This window comes from Pseudomonas sp. o96-267, from assembly GCF_003935465.1.
GTDB classification, from domain to species: domain Bacteria; phylum Pseudomonadota; class Gammaproteobacteria; order Pseudomonadales; family Pseudomonadaceae; genus Aquipseudomonas; species Aquipseudomonas sediminis.
The window spans coordinates 116,732-138,162 of record NZ_RHQP01000005.1 but is presented as its reverse complement, the minus strand read 5'-3'; the positions used below and the strand labels follow the sequence as shown (position 1 = coordinate 138,162).

General features: G+C 58.9%; 14 protein-coding genes. All 14 read left to right on the top strand.

What is annotated here, in order from left to right; all coding sequences use genetic code 11:
• Positions 1 to 165: 165 nt before the first annotated feature.
• The 14 genes from EGJ86_RS05055 (at position 166) to fliI (ending at position 21,389) form a co-directional block, all read left to right on the top strand.
• The gene (locus EGJ86_RS05055; RefSeq protein ID WP_055986459.1) at positions 166 to 6,594 is read left to right on the top strand and encodes a glycoside hydrolase family 99-like domain-containing protein; all 6,429 of its coding nucleotides are present in this window, start codon (positions 166 to 168) and stop codon (positions 6,592 to 6,594) included.
• A gap of 341 nt (positions 6,595 to 6,935) precedes the next feature.
• Positions 6,936 to 8,378 carry a flagellin gene (locus EGJ86_RS05050; protein WP_055986457.1) on the top strand — a complete coding sequence of 481 codons (1,443 nt, stop codon included), beginning with the start codon at positions 6,936 to 6,938 and terminating at the stop codon, positions 8,376 to 8,378.
• A gap of 69 nt (positions 8,379 to 8,447) precedes the next feature.
• Positions 8,448 to 8,813 carry a flagellar protein FlaG gene (locus tag EGJ86_RS05045; RefSeq protein ID WP_082469402.1) on the top strand — a complete coding sequence of 122 codons (366 nt, stop codon included), beginning with the start codon at positions 8,448 to 8,450 and terminating at the stop codon, positions 8,811 to 8,813.
• Between the two features lie 60 nt (positions 8,814 to 8,873).
• A complete protein-coding gene (gene fliD, locus EGJ86_RS05040) occupies positions 8,874 to 10,277 on the top strand; it encodes a flagellar filament capping protein FliD (RefSeq protein ID WP_055986451.1) in 1,404 nt (467 codons plus the stop codon).
• Positions 10,278 to 10,529: 252 nt separating this feature from the next.
• Positions 10,530 to 10,907 carry a flagellar export chaperone FliS gene (gene fliS, locus EGJ86_RS05035; RefSeq protein WP_055986446.1) on the top strand — a complete coding sequence of 126 codons (378 nt, stop codon included), beginning with the start codon at positions 10,530 to 10,532 and terminating at the stop codon, positions 10,905 to 10,907.
• 23 nt (positions 10,908 to 10,930) lie between these two features.
• Positions 10,931 to 11,227: a flagellar protein FliT gene (gene fliT, locus EGJ86_RS05030; RefSeq protein WP_055986443.1), complete on the top strand. Its 297-nt coding sequence runs from the start codon at positions 10,931 to 10,933 to the stop codon at positions 11,225 to 11,227.
• A 246-nt stretch (positions 11,228 to 11,473) separates the two neighbouring features.
• Positions 11,474 to 12,949: a sigma-54 dependent transcriptional regulator gene (locus EGJ86_RS05025; protein ID WP_125834281.1), complete on the top strand. Its 1,476-nt coding sequence runs from the start codon at positions 11,474 to 11,476 to the stop codon at positions 12,947 to 12,949.
• A 281-nt stretch (positions 12,950 to 13,230) separates the two neighbouring features.
• Complete coding sequence (locus EGJ86_RS05020; protein ID WP_125834280.1) at positions 13,231 to 14,445, top strand: PAS domain-containing sensor histidine kinase; 1,215 nt, start codon at positions 13,231 to 13,233, stop codon at positions 14,443 to 14,445.
• Between the two features lie 3 nt (positions 14,446 to 14,448).
• Positions 14,449 to 15,864 carry a sigma-54-dependent response regulator transcription factor FleR gene (fleR, locus tag EGJ86_RS05015; RefSeq protein WP_125834279.1) on the top strand — a complete coding sequence of 472 codons (1,416 nt, stop codon included), beginning with the start codon at positions 14,449 to 14,451 and terminating at the stop codon, positions 15,862 to 15,864.
• Positions 15,865 to 16,115: 251 nt separating this feature from the next.
• The gene (fliE, locus tag EGJ86_RS05010) at positions 16,116 to 16,445 is read left to right on the top strand and encodes a flagellar hook-basal body complex protein FliE (RefSeq protein ID WP_013714978.1); all 330 of its coding nucleotides are present in this window, start codon (positions 16,116 to 16,118) and stop codon (positions 16,443 to 16,445) included.
• A 10-nt stretch (positions 16,446 to 16,455) separates the two neighbouring features.
• Positions 16,456 to 18,240, top strand: a complete 1,785-nt coding sequence (fliF, locus tag EGJ86_RS05005) for a flagellar basal-body MS-ring/collar protein FliF (RefSeq protein ID WP_125834278.1) — start codon at positions 16,456 to 16,458, stop codon at positions 18,238 to 18,240.
• The gene (gene fliG, locus EGJ86_RS05000) at positions 18,233 to 19,249 is read left to right on the top strand and encodes a flagellar motor switch protein FliG (protein WP_125834277.1); all 1,017 of its coding nucleotides are present in this window, start codon (positions 18,233 to 18,235) and stop codon (positions 19,247 to 19,249) included. Before fliF ends, fliG begins: the two co-directional genes overlap by 8 nt.
• 3 nt (positions 19,250 to 19,252) lie before the next feature.
• Positions 19,253 to 20,053: a flagellar assembly protein FliH gene (fliH, locus tag EGJ86_RS04995; RefSeq protein WP_125834276.1), complete on the top strand. Its 801-nt coding sequence runs from the start codon at positions 19,253 to 19,255 to the stop codon at positions 20,051 to 20,053.
• Entirely contained in the window at positions 20,043 to 21,389 is a 1,347-nt protein-coding gene (gene fliI, locus EGJ86_RS04990; protein WP_125834275.1) for a flagellar protein export ATPase FliI, read from the top strand. Before fliH ends, fliI begins: the two co-directional genes overlap by 11 nt.
• The last annotated feature ends 42 nt before the right edge of the window (positions 21,390 to 21,431 follow it).

Sequence of the window (21,431 nt, the reverse complement as noted above, 5' to 3'; positions counted from 1 at the left end):
GGCGCTCCGGCTAACGTGCTTGATCAAAGCGAGTCGGGGTGTTGGTTGACGCTGTGTTGATGGTTTTCAGTACACAGGTTCGGTCAATTTCTTTGCCAGATAGCGGTAACGACACGTTCCACGCAGCCATCATAGTCAGCAGCTCGTCAGGAGCTCGGAGAGTGTATGTCTGTTCGTGAAATCCATCTCTGTATCGTTTGGGATCGTGCTAGGCATATACAGGATGCCTTCATAGAGCAGCTTCGGGCGAGGTTCAAGCTGCTTGCCGCTTATGAGTTGACTTGGTCTGAGGAGCGGTTTGCCACGAACCTTTCTCGGTTTTATGGCAAAAAATTAACAGCAGACAGTGACAAGCAGCGCCACTGCGGGACCGGAAGCTTTCTGGTTTTGTTGTTTGAGGATGAATCTCCTGTTTATGCTCATCGCCTGACCTTGGGGGGGCGCCGGCGTGTCAACTCTGCAGTGTTCGATCTCAAGGATCATTTTCGGAGTCGAGCGCAGGGGAGTCTCCCTATACATGCGACCAACGATATTGATGAAACGCGACATGACCTCTTTCTACTGCTCGGGCAGCGGTTAGAGGATTTCGTTGCTAGCGTTGCAGACAGCGAGTGGCAGGGCCAGATAAAGCAGTTGCGGCAAGAGCTGGTGGGCGACAGCAGCTGGGCTAGTTTGCCGGAGCTCTTTACAGCGTTGAATGAAACCACTCCTTATGTCGTATTACGTAATTTCGATGATCTGCCAGGTGTCTATACATCTGGTGAGCATGGTGATATCGACTTGCTGGTGGCTGATGAAAATGCGGCACTCATTGCCAATGGCCATCTGGTTTATGCGGGGGAGCACCGTGTTCACTATGCGGTGAATATCGCGGGGGAGGAGGTAAGGTTTGATTTTCGGCGAGTAGGCGACAGTTATTACTGTGCATCATTTGCGCAAGATATCTTGGCGCGGCGCACGTTTGATGGGCGAGGATTTTATACCCCCTGTTCGAATGATCATTATTATTCCCTGCTTTATCATGCCTTGCTGCATAAGCCGGCTCTGAGCGAGGAGTATGCGGCTAAGTTGAGTGGGCTGGGCGATACCATTCGCGCTCGGCGTTTGCTGTGTGCCATGCAGACGCTAGATAATTTCATGGTCGAAAACGGTTATCGCTATACGCGGCCAGATGATTCTACGGTTTATTTCAATCAGGGATTGCTGCAGAGCTATTTCAGCTCGCTAAGTCTAAAGTGTCCAGGTGACGAGTCACGCATCCTGCCCGCGTTGAGGTGCGCGCCGAATGTTGCGGGTGGGCAGCAGGGGAGTGAGTGTTTAAGTTTTCATCTGAGCAAGGAGCGTTTCAATTTAATTCGTCCGTTTGAACATCTTATTTCTGGGCGTGTTCTTGAGTTGGGCGCTGGCAGCGGCTCACTTACCGAGGCGCTTTCCGCCTTGCCAGGTACGCAAATCGTGGCGCTTGAGCCGAGTCAGCGGCTTGGGCAGGTTTTAGAGAAGCGCTGTGCCGGCTTGACGAATGTTGAGGTTGTCGTTGGTGCGCTTGAGTGTCTCGATAAAGCAACGTTTGACCACATTATTCTGATGGATCAGGCCTTGTTCGCGGATCGGTTTCTGGGTAATGAGGTTGAGCACTCTGCTGCGCTCAAGACATTGCTGTCGCGATTGCAAGAGTACCTTGCGGAGGATGGAACACTCTTGCTGGTCTGCGAGAATGCACTGTCGCTCGGTATGTTGAATGGTTCGCAGATCAGTGCCAACACTGCTTTTGGCGGGCAAGGCTGCGAAAGTTTTGGGCGTGCCGCGTTACAGCAAGTTTTGACGGATGCCGGTTTTCTGGTCAATCAGTGGCTTTATCCATTCCCTGATCACAGGCGCCCGCGCACTATAGTGACACAGTCCGCCCTGGACATGCCTTTGGATCTCCTGCCTGTATTGTGGGGGGCACTCAATGACGCTTCGTCGAGTCTGGAGCTATTCCCCTCGGCGCAACTGTGTCGGAATGTGCTCTCTAATGGCATGTTGCCGGACTTGGCCAATGCGTTCCTTGTTGTGGCTAATCGCAAGTCTGTTCCAGCACCTGTAAAACCTCTGCTCTTGCACTATTCATCAGGGCGTAAGGACGTATTCGCCAAGGTCGTTGAGTTCGAGCAACGTGGCAGCAAGGTTTTTGTCAAGAATCGTCGTCTTTATCCTGATCTTGCCGAGCGTGATTGGTTGGCTGTGCGTGATTATGAAGAGCCATTTTACCAGGGCCGGCATTGGCAGTTCGAGTTGGCTGAGGCGCTGAAGCGACCAGGATGGACTTTTGCAGTGATACAGCGCTGGGCGGCGCGATGGTTTCAGGCGCTCATTCAACATGCCGGGCTTGCGTCGAGGCTCGATTCACTCACGGCAGCTTCGCTGGTGCCAGGTAGTTTGTTCGATGCTATCCCCAGAAACATGTGTTTGCAGCCCAATGGAGAGGCCGTGTTTTTTGATCAGGAGTGGCGGGGCCAGAAAGATCTTCCGCTTGGTTATATCCTGTTTCGCGGTATTTTTATCTCGCTGTCTTCGATTCGTAATGTGTCTGAGCCGTGGGCCGGTACGCCGACCAATATTCTTTCTATCTACTCTTATTTCTGCAGCGCTGTTGGCCTACCAGTAGAGCGATCACTTATTGAGCGCTTTGTGCTCATCGAGCAGGAGCTGCAATCTATCGTCGGTGGCTGGCATTGGGCGGCCTTCTCGAAGCCGGAAACCTTTGTACTAAACATTCGTCCTGGCTATGTCGAGCAGTCCGTGCGTAACGACTTCATGCTCTCTGCTGAGGTTGAGGTGTGTGTGGATTCAACTGCGCCCGCTTCTACAAACCAGATGCCGAGAATGATCGCCTTTCATCTGCCGCAGTTTCATCAGGTTGCAGAGAATGATCGCTGGTGGGGGGAAGGGTTTACCGAATGGACCAACGTGCGGCAGGGCACGCCGACGTTCGATGGGCACTACCAGCCTCATGTGCCGGGCGAAATGGGCTATTACGATCTATCCGATATATCCGTGCTTGAGCGCCAGGCAGCGTTGGCTCGTGAGCATGGGCTTGAGGGTTTTTGTTTCTACTACTACTGGTTCGACGGTAAGCGCTTGCTGGAAAAACCGGTCGATATGCTGCTCGAGCACCCTGAGATCGATTTGCCATTTTGCCTATGCTGGGCCAATGAAAACTGGACGCGGCGCTGGGATGGCGGTGATCAGGAGGTGCTCATCGCGCAGACTTATGATCCAGCGCAGCATGAGCACTTTGCCCGTGATTTGACGCCTTACTTGAGTGATCCGCGTTATATCCGGGTTGCGGGTAAGCCCGTGGTGTTGGTGTATCGCGGCGATATCATTCCTGACCTGCCCGGGACTTTGGCCGCCTGGAGGCAGGCATGGCGCCAGGCGGGCATAGGCGAGGTCTATCTTGTGGGGGTCGAAAGCTTCCGCGTGTATGACCCGGACGTGGTGGGCTTTGATGCCAATTGCGAGTTTTTGCCTCATCAGGTTAACGCTTCTCAGATCGCCCCGGACGAGCCGCTACTCCTACCGCAGCTTCCCCTGCAGTTCCTGGGGGATTACAACAAGCTGGCCGATCATTGGAGTGAACGCCCCAGGCCGCCTTACAAACGCTTCAGATCCTTGGTGCCAAGCTGGGACAACAGCGCAAGGCGTAGAAAGGGGCGCGCGGGATTATTTGTCAACGCCACGCCCGCGCGCTACCAGAGCTGGCTCGAGCGTACCCTTGAGCGTACCTGCGAAGAGTTCGAGGGCGATGAGCGTCTGGTATTCATCAATGCCTGGAACGAATGGGGCGAAGGTTGTCATCTTGAGCCAGATGAGCGATTCGGTCGCGGCTACCTGGAGGCAACCCGTGACGCGCAGCAGGCGCTACAGAAGCGTTTGCCGATTCAGGCTCAGCCATCCAATGCCTTCCAACAGGACTATCAGCAGTGGTGCGCGTCTCGCGTTCTGGCACCAGGTGAGCGCGCGCGAGTAGCCGAGCGCATGGCTAGCTGGGGCGCGTTGCCGCGTATCCTGATCGTCATCGATGTCTCGGATGCGGCCGCTGAGGTGTTGCAGTCGACACTGGACAGCCTCGATCGGCAAACCTATGGCGCCGAGCAGGTGTGGCTGCGCAGTGAGCCGTTATCCGTGCAGTGCGACGCCTCTCTTGAGTGGCTGCCAGAGGCGCAGGATTGGGCGATTCTCGATGGTCACCTTGAGCGTGCCGAGTACGATTGGCTGCTGCTGCTGCGCGCCGGTGATGTGCTGGATGAGCAGACGTTATTGCTGCTCGCTGATCACAGCGCCAACCATACGGGGCTTGCCTGTTGTTACTTCGACGAAGACCGGGTGCTCGATGGCGAGTATACGGAGCCCTTCTTCAAACCGGATTTCAACCTGGACCTGCTGCGCAGCTATCCCTATTGCGGCAGGGTACTGGCGTTCGAGCGCAAGGCTTTGCTGGAGGTGGGGGGCTTCATTGGCAACTTTGCTACTCTCAGCCCGGTTGATCTGCTGTGGCGATTGTTTGAGCGCAAGGGGTTCGGCAGTGTTGGCCATATCGCGCATGTGCTGATTCATTCTTCTTATGGCTTGGGGCGGTGGTTGGCCGAAGGTGCGGTGCAGGAGCAGGTCGCTCTGGTGACATCTGCGCATTTGTCGCGTTTGGGCATCTCTCACCAAGTCAGCCCGGGCAGCGTTGCGCCATTGGCGCGTGTTCACTATGGCGCCGCCGCTCAGCCGCGTGTCTCGATTGTTGTGCATGCGCAAGACCAGTTGCCTTTGTTGCAGCGTTGCGTCGAGAGCATTCTGGAGAAAACCAGCTACCGCCATTACGAGCTCATGCTCATCGACAACGCCAGCCAGCAGGCGGAAAGCCTTGACTGGTTTGCAGGCATGCAGGCGATGGCGGGCTCGAGCCTACAAGTGATACGCCTAGACCAGGCGCACAGCCGGGCGGCGCTTTTCAATCTTGCTGCAGCCAGGGCTCAGGGCGAGTACCTGCTGCTGTTGTCGGCCGATACCGCCGTGATCGAACCTGGTTGGCTCGAGGCCATGCTCAATCACGCGCAACGGCCTGAGGTCGGGATCGTCGGCGCTCGGCTTATCGGGGCTGATCAACGTATTCTCCATGCAGGGTTGATATTGGGGCTTTATGGTGTAGTGGGTAGCCCCTTCGAGGGCGCTGATGCCCGCCAGCCTGGTTATATGCATCGCGCGCTTGTGGAGCAGAATTACAGCGCTGTGAGTGCTGACTGCATGCTGGTGCGCCGCGATGTGCTATTGGCCTTGCAGGGTTTTGACGAGTCAGAGCAGGCGCAGTCTTTCGCGGATGTCGACTTCTGCTTGCGTGCCCGTGGGGATGGTTATCTGACGGTTTGGACACCCTATGCCACCCTGCTGCAAGGCAGCAGTGGGAGTAGAGCGCAGCAGGCAATGAGTGACGCCAGCATTGACCTGTTCTATGAGCGCTGGCTGGGTATTGCTGCGGCAGATCCGGCCTATAGTCGATCACTCAGTCTGCAAGCGGATTTCAGGCTCGAGGCCGTCACCGAGCAGTTGCCGTGGCAGCCGTTTGTTGCGCGGGCAGTACCTTCTTTCCTGTGCTTGGCTGCCGACCGATTTGGTAGTGGTCAATATAGGGTGATTCAGCCTTTCAATGCTTTGCGTGACTACGGCTTTGCTCAGGGAGCCATCAGCAGCTATTTGCATACACCGCTGCATATCGAGCGTATGGCGCCTGACGCGATTATCTTGCAACGACTGTATGGTGCTTTTGAACCCCAGTTACGGCGGTTGAAGGCATTTTCTAGTGCGTTCAAGGTGTTCGAGCTGGATGACTATATTCTCGAGTTACCTGAGCTCAGCGAGCATCGCGGCGCTTTCGGCAAGCATGTCGAGCGTGAGTTGAGCCAGGCCGTTGCCTTGTGCGACCGCTTGGTCGTCTCGACCGAAGAGCTGGGGCATGCGCTGCGGCATCTACACCCGGATATTCGCGTTGCACAAAATCGGCTGGAACCAACGCTCTGGAATGTTCAGCCGGTGCCGTCACCGCGCCGACGTCCTGGCCGGCCCCGTGTCGGTTGGGCGGGTGGTGCTGGGCATACGGGTGATCTGCTGCTGTTGGCGGATGTCATCAAGGCACTGGCCAGTGAGGTGGATTGGGTCTTCTTCGGCATGTGTCCTGCGCAGTTGATGCCCTATGTCGCCGAGTATCATGCCGGGGTGAGCTTCGAGCGTTATCCACAGCGGTTGGCCAGCCTGGATCTGGATATTGCTCTGGCACCGCTTGAGCGCAATCGCTTCAATATATGCAAGAGCAATTTGCGTCTGCTGGAGTATGGCGCATGCGCATACCCGGTCATTTGTAGCGATATCGAACCTTATCGAGGTGTGCTCCCCGTGACCCGTGTCAGCAACCATAGCAAGGCTTGGGTCGAAGCGATTCGTGCTCATCTTGCCGATCCGCAGGCCAGTCGCCGTGCTGGGCTTGAATTGCAGGCGTACGTGTTGGCTGACTGGATGTTGACCGAGGAGGCGGCGCTGGAGTGGGGGCGTGCCTGGCTGCCCGACTGATTCGCTTGAGAGGCATCTTGGCATAGCGCAAGTGTGGAGCGGCGCAGCAAGGCGGCACTCCTGCGCCAGGCTGTACTGCGCGGTGGGTGTGGTGGCATGGGATTGTTCGCGCACTGCGCGCCACCTCTTGCTCGTTCGCAGAGTGCGCAGATCCATAAGCTTCTGCTGTGAAAGATTTTTTCTTTCTCTTGTTCTGTCAGTATTTTGGCTCGAAAAAAAAATCAAAGAAATGCTAAAGGATTGGCCAGGGGCGACGATAACCCCAGTGAAAGCTCTCTAGGCCATCCCGGGCGGTTGCCAAGGCCGGGAGTCGTACAAGCCCACACCACGAGGTTCTCGTCATGGCTCTTACCGTCAATACCAACATTGCATCGCTCAACACCCAAAAGAACCTGAACAAGGCGTCCGACGCCCTGTCCACCACCATGCAGCGTCTGTCCAGTGGCCTGAAAATCAACAGCGCCAAGGACGATGCGGCCGGCCTGCAAATCTCCAACCGCCTGACCAGCCAGATCAACGGCCTGAACGTGGCGACCAAGAACGCCAACGACGGCATCTCCATCGCCCAGACTGCTGAAGGCGCGATGCAGGAATCCACCAACATCCTGCAGCGTATGCGTGAGCTCTCCCTGCAGTCGGCCAACGGCTCTAACAGCGCTGAAGATCGTGCATCCCTGCAGGCTGAGTACGCACAGCTGACTACTGAGCTGACCCGTATTGCTGAAACCACCACCTTCGGTGGTCGTAACCTGCTCGATGGCTCCTTCGGCACCACCAGCTTCCAGGTGGGCGCCAACGCCAACGAAACCATCAACGTGACCCTGGGCAATGTCTCGGCAACCAAGATCGGTTCGCAGCAGGTGCAGAGCCTGGCCATCACTCCCGATACTACAGGTGTTGCCAGTGGCTCCATTACTGTTACCGGTAGCGGTGAGGCCAAGACCGTCTCTATTGAAGATGGCGCTTCGGCCAAGGATATTGCCAAGGCACTCGATGGTGCCGTAACTGGTCTCAGTGCATCGGCGCGTACCGTCGCTAAGCTGGAAGTTGACGCTGCTGCATCGGGCACTCCGGCGAACTTCAGCATCCAAGTCGGTGATTCCAAAGCCATCGACATGATCGGTGTGGACAGCCTTGGCAGCCTGGCCGAGCAGTTGAGTTCCAACGCCTCTGCTCTGGGTATCGCCGTTAATTTCAACGAAAGCACCCAAGAGCTGAGCATTACCTCTGAGTCGGGCGAGAACATCGTCTTCGGTGAGGTTTCGACCGCTGGCGTGACGTCCTCGTTGACTAACGTCAAGGTGAATGTTCAGAATGGCTCCGGTGAATATGCTGCTAATGGTACAACGATTACCGATGACATGATCGTTACCGGTGCGGTTGAGCTGAACTCGGCCAAGTCTTACTCCTTGGCTGGCGGAGGTGTGACGGGCTTGTTTAGCACTGGCACCACCGCCTCGTCTTCGCTGACCAGTATTGCCGATACGGATATCACCAGTGCCACGGGGGCTCAAAATGCCATCGCTGTAATCGACAAGGCCATCTCCAACATCGATTCGCAGCGTGCTGACCTCGGTGCCGTACAGAACCGCTTCGACAGCACTGTGTCCAACCTGGCAAGCATCTCGGAAAACTCCACCTCCGCTCGTGGCCGGATTCAGGATGCCGACTTCGCCGCTGAAACGGCCGAGCTGACCAAGCAACAGACCCTGCAGCAAGCGTCTACTGCTATCCTGGCTCAGGCCAACCAGTTGCCTTCCTCGGTACTGAGTCTGCTGCAGTAAGCTGAAGTCTGACACGGTCGAGGGGGAAGTGCGTAAGCCTTCCCCCTTTGCCCATTGCGGGGTGAACCTATGACCATTTCCAGCGTTACACCCATAAGCACCGTGGTGCCGACCCAGCGTCAGGCCGGTGTGGGTAGAGAGTCGCCTGTCGGGCAGCCCCCAGTGCAAGTGGAGGATTCCTCGGCTAGCAGTGAGCAATCGGCAGAAATGCCGCGCGATCAACTGGAGTCTGTCGTGGCCAATATGCAAAATGCCATGCAGTCCATCCGTCGAGACATCAATTTTCAACTGGACGACAGCACCGGGCGTGTCGTGGTCAAGGTTGTTGATGGCAGTTCCGGCGAAGTGGTTCGGCAGATTCCGTCCGAAGAGGCGCTCGAGCTGGCGGCGCGTCTGGAAGACATGCGCAGTCTCTTGTTCCGTGAAGAGGCTTGAGTGGCCCGTTAATTGCTGAGTGTCTGCTAGGCGTCAATTATTCGTTGCGAGGAGGTTGTCATGGTTGTCACGAGCGTAGGCCTGGGGTCCGGGATTGATATCAAAGCGATCGTAGAGGCCACGATAGCGTCCGAAAAAGCGCCCAAGCAGGCGCAGATCGACCGTCTGACGACCAAGACCGATACCAGTATCTCGGCCATCGGCACGTTGAAAAGCGCCCTTGAAGCTTTCGAGGCGGCGCTGACCAGTCTTACGACGGCTTCCAGTAGCTTCGATGCCCTCAGTGGCACCTCATCTTCCAGCTCTGTCGCCAGCGTGACGGCGGGTAACACGGCTGTGGCGGGCAGCTACAGCCTCGAAGTGACCAGCCTGGCCAAGGCTTCCAAGGTGGCCAGCGCCAGTCAGCCAGGTGGCTCCTCGACCACTTACGCCTCTGGCGGCACCTTGACCATCGATGTGGGGAGTAACGCCTCCTACGACGTTGAGATTAAGGCGGGTGCCTCGCTGACGGAAATTCGCGACGCAATCAACTCGCAACTGTCCTCGTCTGCCGGCATCAGTGCCAACATCGTCACCGATTCCAATGGCTCGCGCTTGGTGCTGTCTTCGGAAACCACGGGTGAGGGCACTGATCTTTACGTCAAGGGCACGGGTGATCTCGCTGCGCTTAACGTCAATATCGATGAGGATGGCAATAAGAGCCTGACGCAGCAGAGCGGTACGTCCGCTGGCTACATCACGCAGGCCAGTAATGCGTCCTATAAGCTCGACGGTCTCGAGTTGAGCAGCTCTTCGAACACCGTGACGGCTCTCAGTGGCTTGAGCATCAAGCTGGCTGGTGAGGGCAGTACTACCCTCACCGTGGCGGCCAATACCGACGGTTTGAAAACCTCGATAGAAAGCTTCGTTACGGCTTACAACACCTTGATGACCGTTACCAATGCATTGACTAAGGTGACGGCCAGTGAAGATGGCTCCAGCACCGATGCAGGGGCTCTGGTGGGGGATGCGTCGGTTCGCTCGCTATTGAACTCGGTGCGTAGCGCCATGGTCGAGCCTTCTACCAGTAGCGGTGAGCTGAGTATTCTTGCGCAGCTAGGCATCACGACTAAGAAGGACGGTACGCTTGAGGTTGACAGTGATGTATTGAATAGCGCCTTGGCGAGCCAGTACACCAATGTCAAGGAGTTCTTCGCGGGCGATAATGGCTTGATACCTCGCCTCAAGGAGGTAGTCAGTCCTTATACGGCCACGGGTGGCTTGTTGGAGACGCGTATCGAGGCGTTGAATATGACCAAGTCGCAACTGACCGAGCAGCAGGAAGCCTTGGACCGTCGTATCGAGAACCTGACCACCACCCTCTACACCAAGTACAACAACATGGACACCCTGGTTGCCCAGTTGACCGCCACCAGTAACAGCATCATGTCAACGCTCAATGCGCTGAATAACTCAAAAGACTGAGTGTCGTTCAGTGTCTCAGATGGGTCGGTGCGTTCAGCCTGACCCTGGCTCTCGCCTCGTGCTTTATGTGTGTTCCTGATAGGCTGAGTGGCCTGTATCGGGAGCATTGTCTTGAGCGTCGTTCAAGATGGGGTGTGTTGTATGGTGGCCTGCAATGCCAAAAGAAAGGGTAACCGCCGCTAAAGCTTTCGATGAGCACGTCGATAACTGAGGTAAGTAGGTTTACCAGCTCAGGCAATAGGAGCAGTCGTCATGTATGCAGCATCAGCACTCAGACAGTATCAGCAGGTCAACACTCAGGCTCAGCTCGTCGAGGCTAGCCCTCATCGTTTGATTCAGATGCTTCTCGAGGGGGCGCTGGATCGTCTGGCTCAGGCTCAGGGGGCGATGATGCGTGGCCAGGTTGCTGAGAAGGGCTTATTGATTGGCAAGGCTGTAAAAATCGTCTGCGGTTTGCGCGAGGCGCTGAACAAGGAGCAGGGTGGGCAACTGGCTGAAAATCTCGATGGCCTTTACGAGTACATCGTCCACCAGTTGACCCAGGCCAATCTCAAGAACGACGCCCAGGCGTTGCAACATGTTGCCTCCCTGCTACGAGAGATCAAAGAAGGCTGGGACGGCATCGCCTGATCGTTTATCCATAGGAGTAAGTCATGAGCTCATCCGTTCAGCGTTTGCAGGCGACCCGACAGGCCCTGTGTGATGCCCTGGCCAACCAGGATTGGAGCGCCATTGGCGAGTTGGATCTGCAATGCCGCATGGCGGTGGATGCCGCCATGTTCGAGGGTCAGCAGGATGAAGAGCAGCTTCGCTCCAGCCTGGAGCAATTGCTTGACCTCTACCGTGAGTTGGTGGGTATCTGCCAGGGCGAGCAGCGGCGCTTGGCCGGTGAGTTATTGCAGCTCAACCAGTCTCATCAGGGCGCCAAGGTCTATCAGTTGTTCGGTTGAGAGGCCTAGCATCGCTTTTGCTGTTTGAGTCTTTAGCTGCACATTAAACTGCAATTGTCGTCTTTTCACAGACGATTCCCTTCTTCCATGTAGAAGGCCGCATTCAGGCTCGAACGCCAGTGCAAATATTCACGCCATAAAATTGACTACATCCGGTATATTGACTTTACTACTGGCTAATTGCCGGTTTTCGCTAAGTCCTCGGCGTACCATTTCCCCTCACTTCTCGGGCCAGACGTATACAAGATGTGGCGTGAAACCAAAATCCTGTTGATCGACGACAATGCTGTGCGCCGCCACGAGCTGGCGATAATTCTGAATTTTCTCGGGGGAGAGCACCTGACTTGCACCAGTCAGGACTGGCGCGCTGCGGTGGCTGAGCTGGGTTCGAGTCGCGAAGTGCTCAGTGTTTTGCTTGGCGATGTCGAGGCCAAGGGCGGTGTGCTCGAATTGACCAAGCAGATTGCTGGCTGGGATGAGTTCCTGCCGTTATTGACGGTCGGCGACACCAGTATCGTCGAGTGGCCGGAGGATTTGCGCAGGCGTGTATTGGCCAGCCTGGAGACTCCGCTTAGCTATAACAAGCTGCTCGATTCGCTGCACCGTGCCCAGGTCTATCGCGAGATGTACGACCAGGCTCGTGATCGTGGGCGGCAGCGCGAGCCCAATCTGTTCCGCAGCCTGGTCGGCACCAGTCGCGCCATTCAGCAGGTGCGGCAGATGATGCAGCAGGTCGCCGATACCGAGGCCAGCGTGTTGATCCTCGGTGAGTCCGGAACTGGCAAGGAAGTGGTGGCGCGCAATCTGCACTACCACTCCAAGCGTCGCGAGGCACCGTTCGTGCCGGTCAACTGTGGCGCCATTCCGGCCGAGTTGCTGGAAAGCGAGTTGTTCGGTCACGAGAAGGGTGCCTTTACTGGGGCCATTACCAGTCGGGCAGGGCGCTTCGAGCTCGCCAACGGCGGTACGCTGTTTCTCGATGAGATCGGCGACATGCCGCTGCCGATGCAGGTCAAGCTGCTGCGTGTGTTGCAGGAACGAACCTTCGAGCGTGTCGGCAGCAACAAGACGCAGACCGCCGATGTGCGCATCATCGCCGCCACGCACAAGAACCTGGAGAAGATGATCGAGGACGGCAGTTTCCGTGAGGACCTGTATTACCGCCTCAACGTCTTCCCGATCGAGATGGCGCCGCTGCGCGAGCGTATCGAAGATATCCCGCTGCTGATGAACGAGCTGATTTCACGGATGGAGCACGAGAAGCGCGGCTCCATTCGTTTCAATTCGGCTGCCATCATGTCGTTGTGTCGCCATGACTGGGCAGGCAACGTACGTGAGTTGGCCAACCTGGTAGAGCGCATGGCGATCATGCATCCATACGGTGTGATCGGGGTGGGCGAATTGCCGAAGAAATTCCGTCATGTCGATGACGAGGATGAGCAGCTTGCAGCCAGCCTGCGTGATGAAATGGAAGAGCGCGCTGCGATCATGGCCGGTTTACCGGGCCTCGATACGCCAGCCATGCTGCCGCCGGAGGGGCTGGATCTGAAAGACTACCTCGGTAATCTGGAGCAGGGCCTTATCCAGCAGGCGCTGGACGATGCGGGCGGTGTGGTGGCGCGTGCGGCTGAGCGCCTGCGTATTCGCCGTACCACGCTGGTCGAGAAAATGCGCAAGTACGGCATGAGCCGCCGCGAAGAGGATGGTCAGGAAGAGGATTGATTCCTCAGCCTCAGGCTAAGGAAACTCTGGAAAACTCGTCATTCCCGCGCAGGCGGGAATCCAGAACCTGCGAAACTCCTGGGCTCCCGCCTTCGCGGGAGTGACGGTGAGTAACTTTTTCAGAACATCCGTAACGCCGCAAAGAAAGCCGGAGCTTTGACGCAAGCTCCGGCTTCGTTTTTTCAAGTGATTGATAAATAAGAACAAAAAAGTAGGCACGAGGATTGCTAGAGCTCTTGTATCTGACCGTCTTCTGACGGTACGTCGTACGAGAGAAGCCGATGGAAGCCAACCTTCGTCCTACCGAGTCAGCAGAGCCAAACGGCTCCGCACCGCTCGAACAAGCCAGCCGCGCGGGACTGGAGCAGGCCTTTGCCCTGTTCAACCAGATGTCCAATCAGCTCAGTGAGTCCTACAGCCTGCTTGAGGCGCGGGTCAATGAGCTGAAGGGGCAACTGGCGCTGGTCAGTGCACAGCGCATGCAGGAACTGGCGGAGAAGGAGCGCCTGGCCCATCGTCTGCAAAGCCTGCTGGATCTGTTGCCTGGCGGTGTGATCGTCATCGACGGTCAGGGCGTCGTGCGCGAGGCCAACCCCGTGGCGCGTGCGCTGCTCGGCCAGCCCCTGGTGGGCATGCTCTGGCGTCAGGTGATCGCACGCAACTTCGCCCCGCGCGAAGACGATGGTCATGAAATTTCCATGCGCGACGGCCGCCGTCTATCTATCGCCACGCGTTCCCTGCATGGGGAGCCGGGGCAGTTGGTGCTGCTGACTGACCTGACGGAAACCCGTCGCCTGCAGGATCAGCTCTCTCGCCATGAGCGCCTATCGGCGCTGGGGCGCATGGTCGCTTCCCTGGCCCATCAGATCCGTACACCGCTTTCCGCTGCGTTGCTCTATGCAAGCCACCTCAATGAACAGGTACTGCCGGCCGAACAGCAGCAGCGCTTCGCCGGGCGCTTGAAGGAGCGGCTGCACGAGTTGGAAAACCAGGTGCGCGACATGCTGATCTTCGCCCGGGGCGAGCTGCCATTGCCGGATCGTCTGTCGCCGTCGGCCCTGTTCGATGCGCTGCGTGCGGCTGCCGACGCGCATGTGGGCGATATGGCTGTGCGCTGGCAGTGCGATGTGCGCGACGGCGAGCTGCTGTGCAACCGCGACACGCTGGTCGGCACCGTCCTCAATCTGATCGACAACGCCATTCAGGCTGCCGGGCGCGATGCGCGTCTGAAGATTCATCTGTATCGCCGCGGTGGCCAGTTACGGCTATGCGTCAGCGATAACGGACCGGGTATGAGCCAGGAAACCCTGGCGCGCCTGGGCGAGCCCTTCTTCACCACCAAGACTACCGGAACCGGCCTCGGCCTGGCGGTGGTCAAGGCGGTGGCGCGTGCTCATCAGGGCCAGTTGCTGCTGCAATCACGTGCAGGTCGTGGCACCTGCGCCATCGTTTCTTTGCCGCTGCTTGATGCAGCGCCTCACTCGAATCAGGAGTAATCCATGGCTGCCAAAGTCCTGTTGGTTGAAGACGATCGCGCCCTGCGCGAAGCCCTGGCCGATACCCTGTGCCTGGGCGGGCATGATTATCGGGCGGTCGATTGCGCCGAGGCGGCGTTGGTCGCGTTGACCGAAGAGCCGTTCGGGCTGGTGGTCAGCGACGTCAACATGCCGGGTATGGATGGTCATCAACTGCTGGCGCAGATCCGTAGTCGTTATCCGCAACTGCCGGTATTGCTGATGACGGCTTTCGGCGCGGTAGAGAGGGCGGTAGATGCCATCCGTCAGGGCGCCGCTGATTATCTGGTCAAGCCGTTCGAGCCGCGCACGTTGCTGGAACTGGTGGCCAAGCACGCTCTCGGTAAATTGACGGCGGGGGATTGCGATGGTCCGGTAGCGCTCGAGCCGGCCAGCGTGCAGCTGCTGGAGCTGGCGTCACGCGTGGCGCAGAGTGATTCGACGGTGATGATCACGGGTGAGTCGGGGACCGGTAAGGAGGTGCTGGCGCGTTATATCCATCAGCAGTCGCCGCGCGCCTCCGGGCCTTTCATCGCCATCAACTGTGCGGCGATTCCCGACAACATGCTCGAGGCCACCTTGTTCGGGCATGAGAAGGGCGCGTTCACCGGTGCGGTCACTGCTCAGCCGGGCAAGTTCGAGTTGGCCGACGGAGGCACCATCCTGCTCGACGAGATTTCCGAAATGCCGCTGGGGCTGCAGGCCAAGTTGTTGCGTGTGTTGCAGGAGCGTGAGGTGGAACGGGTCGGCGCGCGCAAGCCAATCAACCTGGATATTCGCGTGCTGGCCACCAGCAACCGTGACTTGGCTAGCGAGGTTGCCGCAGGACGCTTCCGCGAGGACCTCTATTATCGACTGTCGGTCTTCCCCTTGGCCTGGCGGCCGTTGCGTGAGCGGCCTGCCGATATTCTGCCGCTGGCCGAGCGGCTGCTGGCCAAGCACGTCAAAAAAATGAATCAGGTGCCGGTGCGTCTGTCCGAGTCGGCTGCGCAGAGCCTGGTGCAGCATCAGTGGCCGGGCAACGTGCGTGAGCTGGACAACGCCATTCAGCGAGCCTTGATCCTGCAGCAGGGTGGGGTGATACAGGCGCAGGATCTCTGCCTGCACGCCCCCATAGGTCAGACGGTGCAGAGCGCCGCGCCGCGCCTGGCAGTCGTACCAAACGTTGCGCCGCCAGTGGTGCAGCCGGCCGAGCCGCCGGCTGCGGTGGATTCCGGCGCACTGGGCGAGGACCTGCGTCGTCGTGAGTTTCAGGTCATCATCGACACCCTGCGTGCCGAGCGCGGCCGCCGCAAGGAGGCCGCCGAACGCCTGGGGATCAGCCCGCGCACCCTGCGATACAAGCTGGCGCAGATGCGAGATGCCGGGATGGATGTCGAGGCTTATCTGTACGCCAGCTGAGACTTCTCGCTCGGGGCATCTTTGCCTGTCAGGTTAAGCGCCCCATGGCAGCTCAGGTGTGTCGTCAGCTTCGCGGTGCGCACGGCGCACCTTGCATGAACGCCCGGCCCTAGGGCGTTCTGTGCGTACCGATCATGGTGACCGGTTTCCCGGTTGTACAGCTCTCCGAACTCTCCTTCATTCTGGCACCCTTGTTGCTAATACCCCTGCATAGCGCCGCTAGTGTCAAAAAGCGGGCAGTGGAGGAAGTCATGAGCCAAGGTGTCGAATTCAATCGCTTGATGCTGGAAATGCGTTCCATGCAGGCTGAGGCCATGGCGCGTCAGAAGCCTGCTGCGAGCGAGCCAGTGCAAGGGGCGCCGAGTTTCTCGGAAATGCTCGGCCAGGCGGTGAACAAGGTCAACGAGACCCAGCAGGCTTCCAATAAACTGGCGACCGCTTTCGAGATGGGGCAGAGCGGGGTCGATTTGACCGATGTGATGATTGCCTCGCAGAAAGCCAGCGTATCCTTCCAGGCCATGACCCAGGTGCGTAACAAGCTGGTCCAGGCGTATCAAGACATCATGCAGATGCCGGTCTGAGGGTTGAGTCATGGCTGAAGCAGTAGTAGCAAACGTACCGGCCAAGGCCGAGTCAGGCGAGCCGAAGAAGCCCCTGTTGGGCCTTAGCTTCCTGGAAAATCTCGCCGAGATGTCGGTGCTGCGTCAGCTCGGCCTGTTGGTCGGTCTGGCTGCCAGCGTGGCGATCGGTTTTGCCGTGGTGCTCTGGTCGCAGCAGCCGGACTATCGCCCGCTCTATGGCAGCCTCAATGGAATGGATGCCACTCAGGTGGTGGAAACCCTCAACGCTGCGGGTATCAACTACACCGTCGAGCCCAACTCCGGCGCGTTGCTGGTCAAGGCCGACGATCTGAGTAGTGCGCGTATGCGTCTGGCTGCCGCTGGCGTGGCGCCGACCGATAATAGCGTCGGTTTTGAAATTCTCGACCGTGAGCAGGGCCTGGGTACCAGCCAGTTCATGGAGGCGACCCGCTATCGCCGCGGCCTTGAAGGCGAGTTGGCGCGCACGGTGTCCAGCCTCAACAACGTCAAAGCGGCGCGCGTGCATCTGGCGATGCCCAAGGCTTCCGTTTTTGTGCGTGATGAGCGCAAGCCTAGTGCCTCGGTACTGGTGGAACTCTACCCGGGCCGCAGCCTGGAACCGAGTCAGGTGATGGCCATCGTCAACCTGGTGGCGACCAGTGTGCCTGAGTTGGACAAGGGCCAAGTCACGGTGGTCGACCAGAAGGGCAATCTGCTCTCCGATCAGCAGGAGCTGTCCGAGCTGACCATGGCTGGCAAGCAGTTCGACTACACCCGTCGTATGGAAACGCTGTTCACCCAGCGTGTGCATAACATTCTGCAGCCGGTGCTGGGTACCGGCCGCTACAAGGCAGAAGTGTCGGCTGATGTGGATTTCAGTTCGGTCGAGTCCACTTCCGAAATGTTCAATCCGGATCAACCCGCACTGCGCAGCGAGCAACAGGTCAACGAGCAGCGTCAGAGCAGCTTGCCGCCACAGGGTGTGCCGGGTGCGCTGTCCAATCAGCCGCCAGGCCCGGCTGCCGCTCCGCAGCAGGCTGCAGGCGCTGCCGCTCCAGCCGGCCCGATAGCGGCTGGTCAGCCGCTGGTCGATGCCAATGGTCAGCAGATCATGGACCCGGCTACCGGCCAGCCGATGCTCGCTCCGTATCCGGCCGACAAGCGTGAGCAGTCCACCCGCAATTTCGAGCTGGACCGTTCCATCAGCTACACACGTCAGCAGCAGGGGCGCCTGCGTCGCCTGTCGGTGGCGGTGGTGGTGGACGATCAGGTACGTGTCGATCCGGCCACCGGCGAAAGCAGCCGGGTGCCGTGGACCGCCGATGACCTGGCGCGCTTCACTCGTCTGGTTCAGGATTCGGTGGGCTTCGATGCCAGTCGCGGCGACAGCGTCAGCGTGATCAACACGGCGTTCACCGCGTCGATGGGCGAAGAAATTCCGGATATTCCGTTCTACACCCAGCCCTGGTTCTGGGACATCGTCAAGCAGGTGCTCGGTGTTCTGTTCATCCTGGTGCTGGTGTTCGGCGTGTTGCGTCCGGTGCTCAACAATATCACCGGCGGTGGTAGGGGCAAGGAACTGGCAGGCTCCGGTGATGTGGAGCTTGGCTCGATGGCAGGTCTGGATGGCGAGCTGTCCGATGACCGTGTCAGTCTTGGCGGCCCGCAGAGCATCATGTTGCCTAGCCCTAGTGAGGGGTATGATGCGCAACTGAACGCTATCAAGAGCCTAGTGGCGGAAGACCCTGGCCGCGTCGCCCAGGTCGTGAAAGAGTGGATCAACGCCGATGAGTGACAATCGCACCGCTACCAAGCTGAACAAGGTCGACAAGGCCGCGATTCTGCTGCTTTCGCTGGGCGAAACCGATGCTGCACAGGTGTTGCGTCACCTCGGGCCGAAAGAGGTGCAGCGCGTCGGTGTGGCCATGGCTGGCATGCGCAACATTCATCGCGAGCAGGTCGAGCAGGTAATGGCCGAGTTCGTCGACATCGTCGGCGATCAGACCAGCCTCGGCGTCGGTGCCGATGGCTACATTCGCAAGATGCTCACCCAGGCACTGGGCGAGGACAAGGCCGGCAATCTGATCGACCGCATTCTTCTTGGCGGCAGCACCAGTGGTTTGGACAGCCTGAAATGGATGGAACCACGTGCCGTTGCCGACGTGATTCGCTACGAGCACCCGCAGATTCAGGCCATCGTCGTCGCGTACCTCGACCCGGATCAGGCTGGTGAAGTGCTCAGCCATTTCGACCACAAGGTGCGCCTGGACATCATCCTGCGCGTGTCCTCGCTCAACACCGTGCAGCCGTCCGCGCTCAAGGAGCTTAACCAGATCCTCGAGAAGCAGTTCTCCGGCAGCGCCAACACCACACGCGCCACCATGGGCGGCGTCAAACGTGCGGCGGACATCATGAACTTCCTCGACAGTTCGGTGGAAGGTCAGCTGATGGACTCCATCCGCGAGGTAGACGAAGACCTGTCGACGCAGATCGAAGACCTCATGTTCGTCTTCGACAACCTGGCCGATGTCGACGATCGCGGCATCCAGGCCTTGATGCGCGAAGTTTCGTCCGAAGTGCTGGTGCTGGCACTCAAGGGGGCCGACGAGGCCATCAAGGATAAGGTGTTCAAGAACATGTCCAAGCGTGCAGCCGAGCTGCTGCGTGACGACCTGGAGGCCAAAGGGCCGGTGCGCGTCAGCGATGTCGAAGGCGCGCAGAAGGAAATTCTCACCATTGCCCGGCGCATGGCCGAAGCCGGAGAGATCGTGCTCGGCGGCAAGGGCGGCGAGGAGATGGTTTAAGCCATGGCTGCCAAGGAGCCTGAGAGCGAGCTGATTCGCGCCAAGGATCTCGGCACGTTCGATCGCTGGGCGTTGCCCAGCTTCGACGCGCCGGGTGACGAACTGGCAGAAGCCGAGGCCGCTACTGAAGAACATGTGCAGCCTCCAGCTGAATCCGAGCAGCAGGACGCCGCGCAGGTCGAAGAGGTCGCACTCGAAGATGTCAAACCACTGACGCTCGATGAACTCGAAGCCATTCGCCAGGATGCCTACAACGAAGGTTTCGCCACGGGCGAGAAGGACGGCTTTCACGCCGGCCAGATCAAAGCCAAGCAAGAGGCCGACGCGGCCTTGGCGCAGAAGGTCGGCAGCCTGGAAAAACTCATGACGCAGTTGCTCGAGCCGATTGCCGAGCAGGATCAGCAAATGGAAGTGGCCATGGTGCGTCTGGTCAGCCATATGGTGCGCGAGGTGATTCAGCGCGAGCTGAGCACTGACTCCAGTCAAATTCGTCAGGTGCTGCGCGAAGCGCTCAAACTGTTGCCGATGGGCGCGGGCAACGTGCGCATTCAGGTCAACCCGCAAGACTTCGAGGCGATCAAGGCGCTGCGCGAGCGTCATGAGGAAAGCTGGCGCATCCTCGAGGATGACAGCTTGCTGCCAGGTGGTTGCCGTATCGAGTCGGAGAATAGCCAGATCGACGCCAGCGTCGAGACGCGCATGGCGCAGGCACTCAAGCAATTGTTCGAACAGCAGCGCGCGCAGAGTACCCAGCCGCCGGAAGCGGACATCAATCTGGACCTGGATCGCGACGATGCGCGTTGACCGCGTGAGCTTCGCCCGGCGTCTGGAGGGCTACAGCGATGCGATCAGCTTGCCCAGCCAGCCCATACTTGAAGGCCGCCTGTTACGCATGGTGGGTCTCACCCTGGAGGCTGAAGGGCTGCGCGCGGCCATAGGCAGTCGCTGCCTGGTCATCAACGAAGACAGCTACCATCCAGTTCAGGTCGAGGCCGAGGTGATGGGCTTCTCCGGGGGTAAGATCTATCTGATGCCGGCGGGCAGTCTGGCTGGTATTGCGCCTGGCGCACGCGTGGTGCCGCTACCCGATGCCGGGCGTTTGCCCATGGGCATGTCCATGCTTGGCCGAGTGCTCGACGGCACCGGTCGCGCCCTGGATGGCAAGGGCGGGATGAAGGCCGAGGACTGGGTACCGATGGATGGCCCTGCCATCAACCCGCTCAACCGCGACCCCATCAGCCAGCCGCTGGATGTTGGTATTCGTTCGATCAACGGTTTGCTTACCGTCGGGCGTGGCCAGCGCTTGGGCCTGTTCGCCGGTACCGGCGTGGGTAAGTCCGTGTTGCTGGGCATGATGACCCGGTTCACCGAGGCCGAGATCATCGTGGGCGGGCTGATCGGCGAGCGTGGTCGTGAGGTCAAGGAGTTCATCGACGAGATCCTTGGCGAGGAAGGCCTCAAGCGTTCCGTGGTGGTCGCTTCGCCGGCCGACGAGGCGCCGCTGATGCGTCTGCGTGCCGCGCAGTACTGCACCCGTATCGCCGAATATTTCCGCGACAAGGGCAAGAACGTTCTGCTGTTGATGGATTCGCTGACTCGCTATGCCCAGGCCCAGCGCGAAATCGCCCTGGCCATTGGCGAGCCGCCAGCGACCAAGGGCTACCCGCCGTCGGTATTCGCCAAGCTGCCCAAGCTGGTCGAGCGTGCGGGCAACGCCGAAGCCGGCGGCGGCTCGATCACTGCGTTCTACACCGTATTGAGTGAGGGTGATGACCAGCAGGACCCCATCGCCGATGCCGCACGTGGTGTGCTCGACGGGCACTTTGTCCTGTCCCGGCGCCTGGCCGAGGAAGGGCACTATCCCGCTATTGATATCGAATCTTCGATCAGTCGGGTCATGCCGCAGGTGGTTCCTCCCGAGCAGCTCAAGCAGGCGCAGCGCTTCAAACAGCTATGGTCGCGCTACCAGCAGAGTCGCGACCTGATCAGCGTCGGTGCTTACGTTCCAGGCGGGGATGCGGACACCGACCTGGCTATTGCGCGGCAACCGGTCATGGCTCAGTACCTGCGTCAGGGGTTGGACGAAAGCGTCGGCATGCCGCAGAGCCGGGAGCAACTGGCTGCCGTTCTGGGGCAATGATGGTATTGGCTAGCTATCTTTTCGCTGCAATCGAGGCTGTGA

Bases quoted from the DNA above. Each gene is read 5' to 3' on its own strand.
- fliD (WP_055986451.1), top strand. From the start codon at position 8,874: ATGGTTGTCACGAGCGTAGGCCTGGGGTCCGGGATTGATATCAAAGCG.
- EGJ86_RS05045 (WP_082469402.1), top strand. From the start codon at position 8,448: ATGACCATTTCCAGCGTTACACCCATAAGCACCGTGGTGCCGACCCAG.
- fliS (WP_055986446.1), top strand. From the start codon at position 10,530: ATGTATGCAGCATCAGCACTCAGACAGTATCAGCAGGTCAACACTCAG.
- fleR (WP_125834279.1), top strand. From the start codon at position 14,449: ATGGCTGCCAAAGTCCTGTTGGTTGAAGACGATCGCGCCCTGCGCGAA.
- fliG (WP_125834277.1), top strand. From the start codon at position 18,233: ATGAGTGACAATCGCACCGCTACCAAGCTGAACAAGGTCGACAAGGCC.
- EGJ86_RS05055 (WP_055986459.1), top strand. From the start codon at position 166: ATGTCTGTTCGTGAAATCCATCTCTGTATCGTTTGGGATCGTGCTAGG.
- EGJ86_RS05025 (WP_125834281.1), top strand. From the start codon at position 11,474: ATGTGGCGTGAAACCAAAATCCTGTTGATCGACGACAATGCTGTGCGC.
- fliI (WP_125834275.1), top strand. From the start codon at position 20,043: ATGCGCGTTGACCGCGTGAGCTTCGCCCGGCGTCTGGAGGGCTACAGC.
- fliH (WP_125834276.1), top strand. From the start codon at position 19,253: ATGGCTGCCAAGGAGCCTGAGAGCGAGCTGATTCGCGCCAAGGATCTC.
- EGJ86_RS05020 (WP_125834280.1), top strand. From the start codon at position 13,231: ATGGAAGCCAACCTTCGTCCTACCGAGTCAGCAGAGCCAAACGGCTCC.
- fliT (WP_055986443.1), top strand. From the start codon at position 10,931: ATGAGCTCATCCGTTCAGCGTTTGCAGGCGACCCGACAGGCCCTGTGT.
- fliF (WP_125834278.1), top strand. From the start codon at position 16,456: ATGGCTGAAGCAGTAGTAGCAAACGTACCGGCCAAGGCCGAGTCAGGC.
- fliE (WP_013714978.1), top strand. From the start codon at position 16,116: ATGAGCCAAGGTGTCGAATTCAATCGCTTGATGCTGGAAATGCGTTCC.
- EGJ86_RS05050 (WP_055986457.1), top strand. From the start codon at position 6,936: ATGGCTCTTACCGTCAATACCAACATTGCATCGCTCAACACCCAAAAG.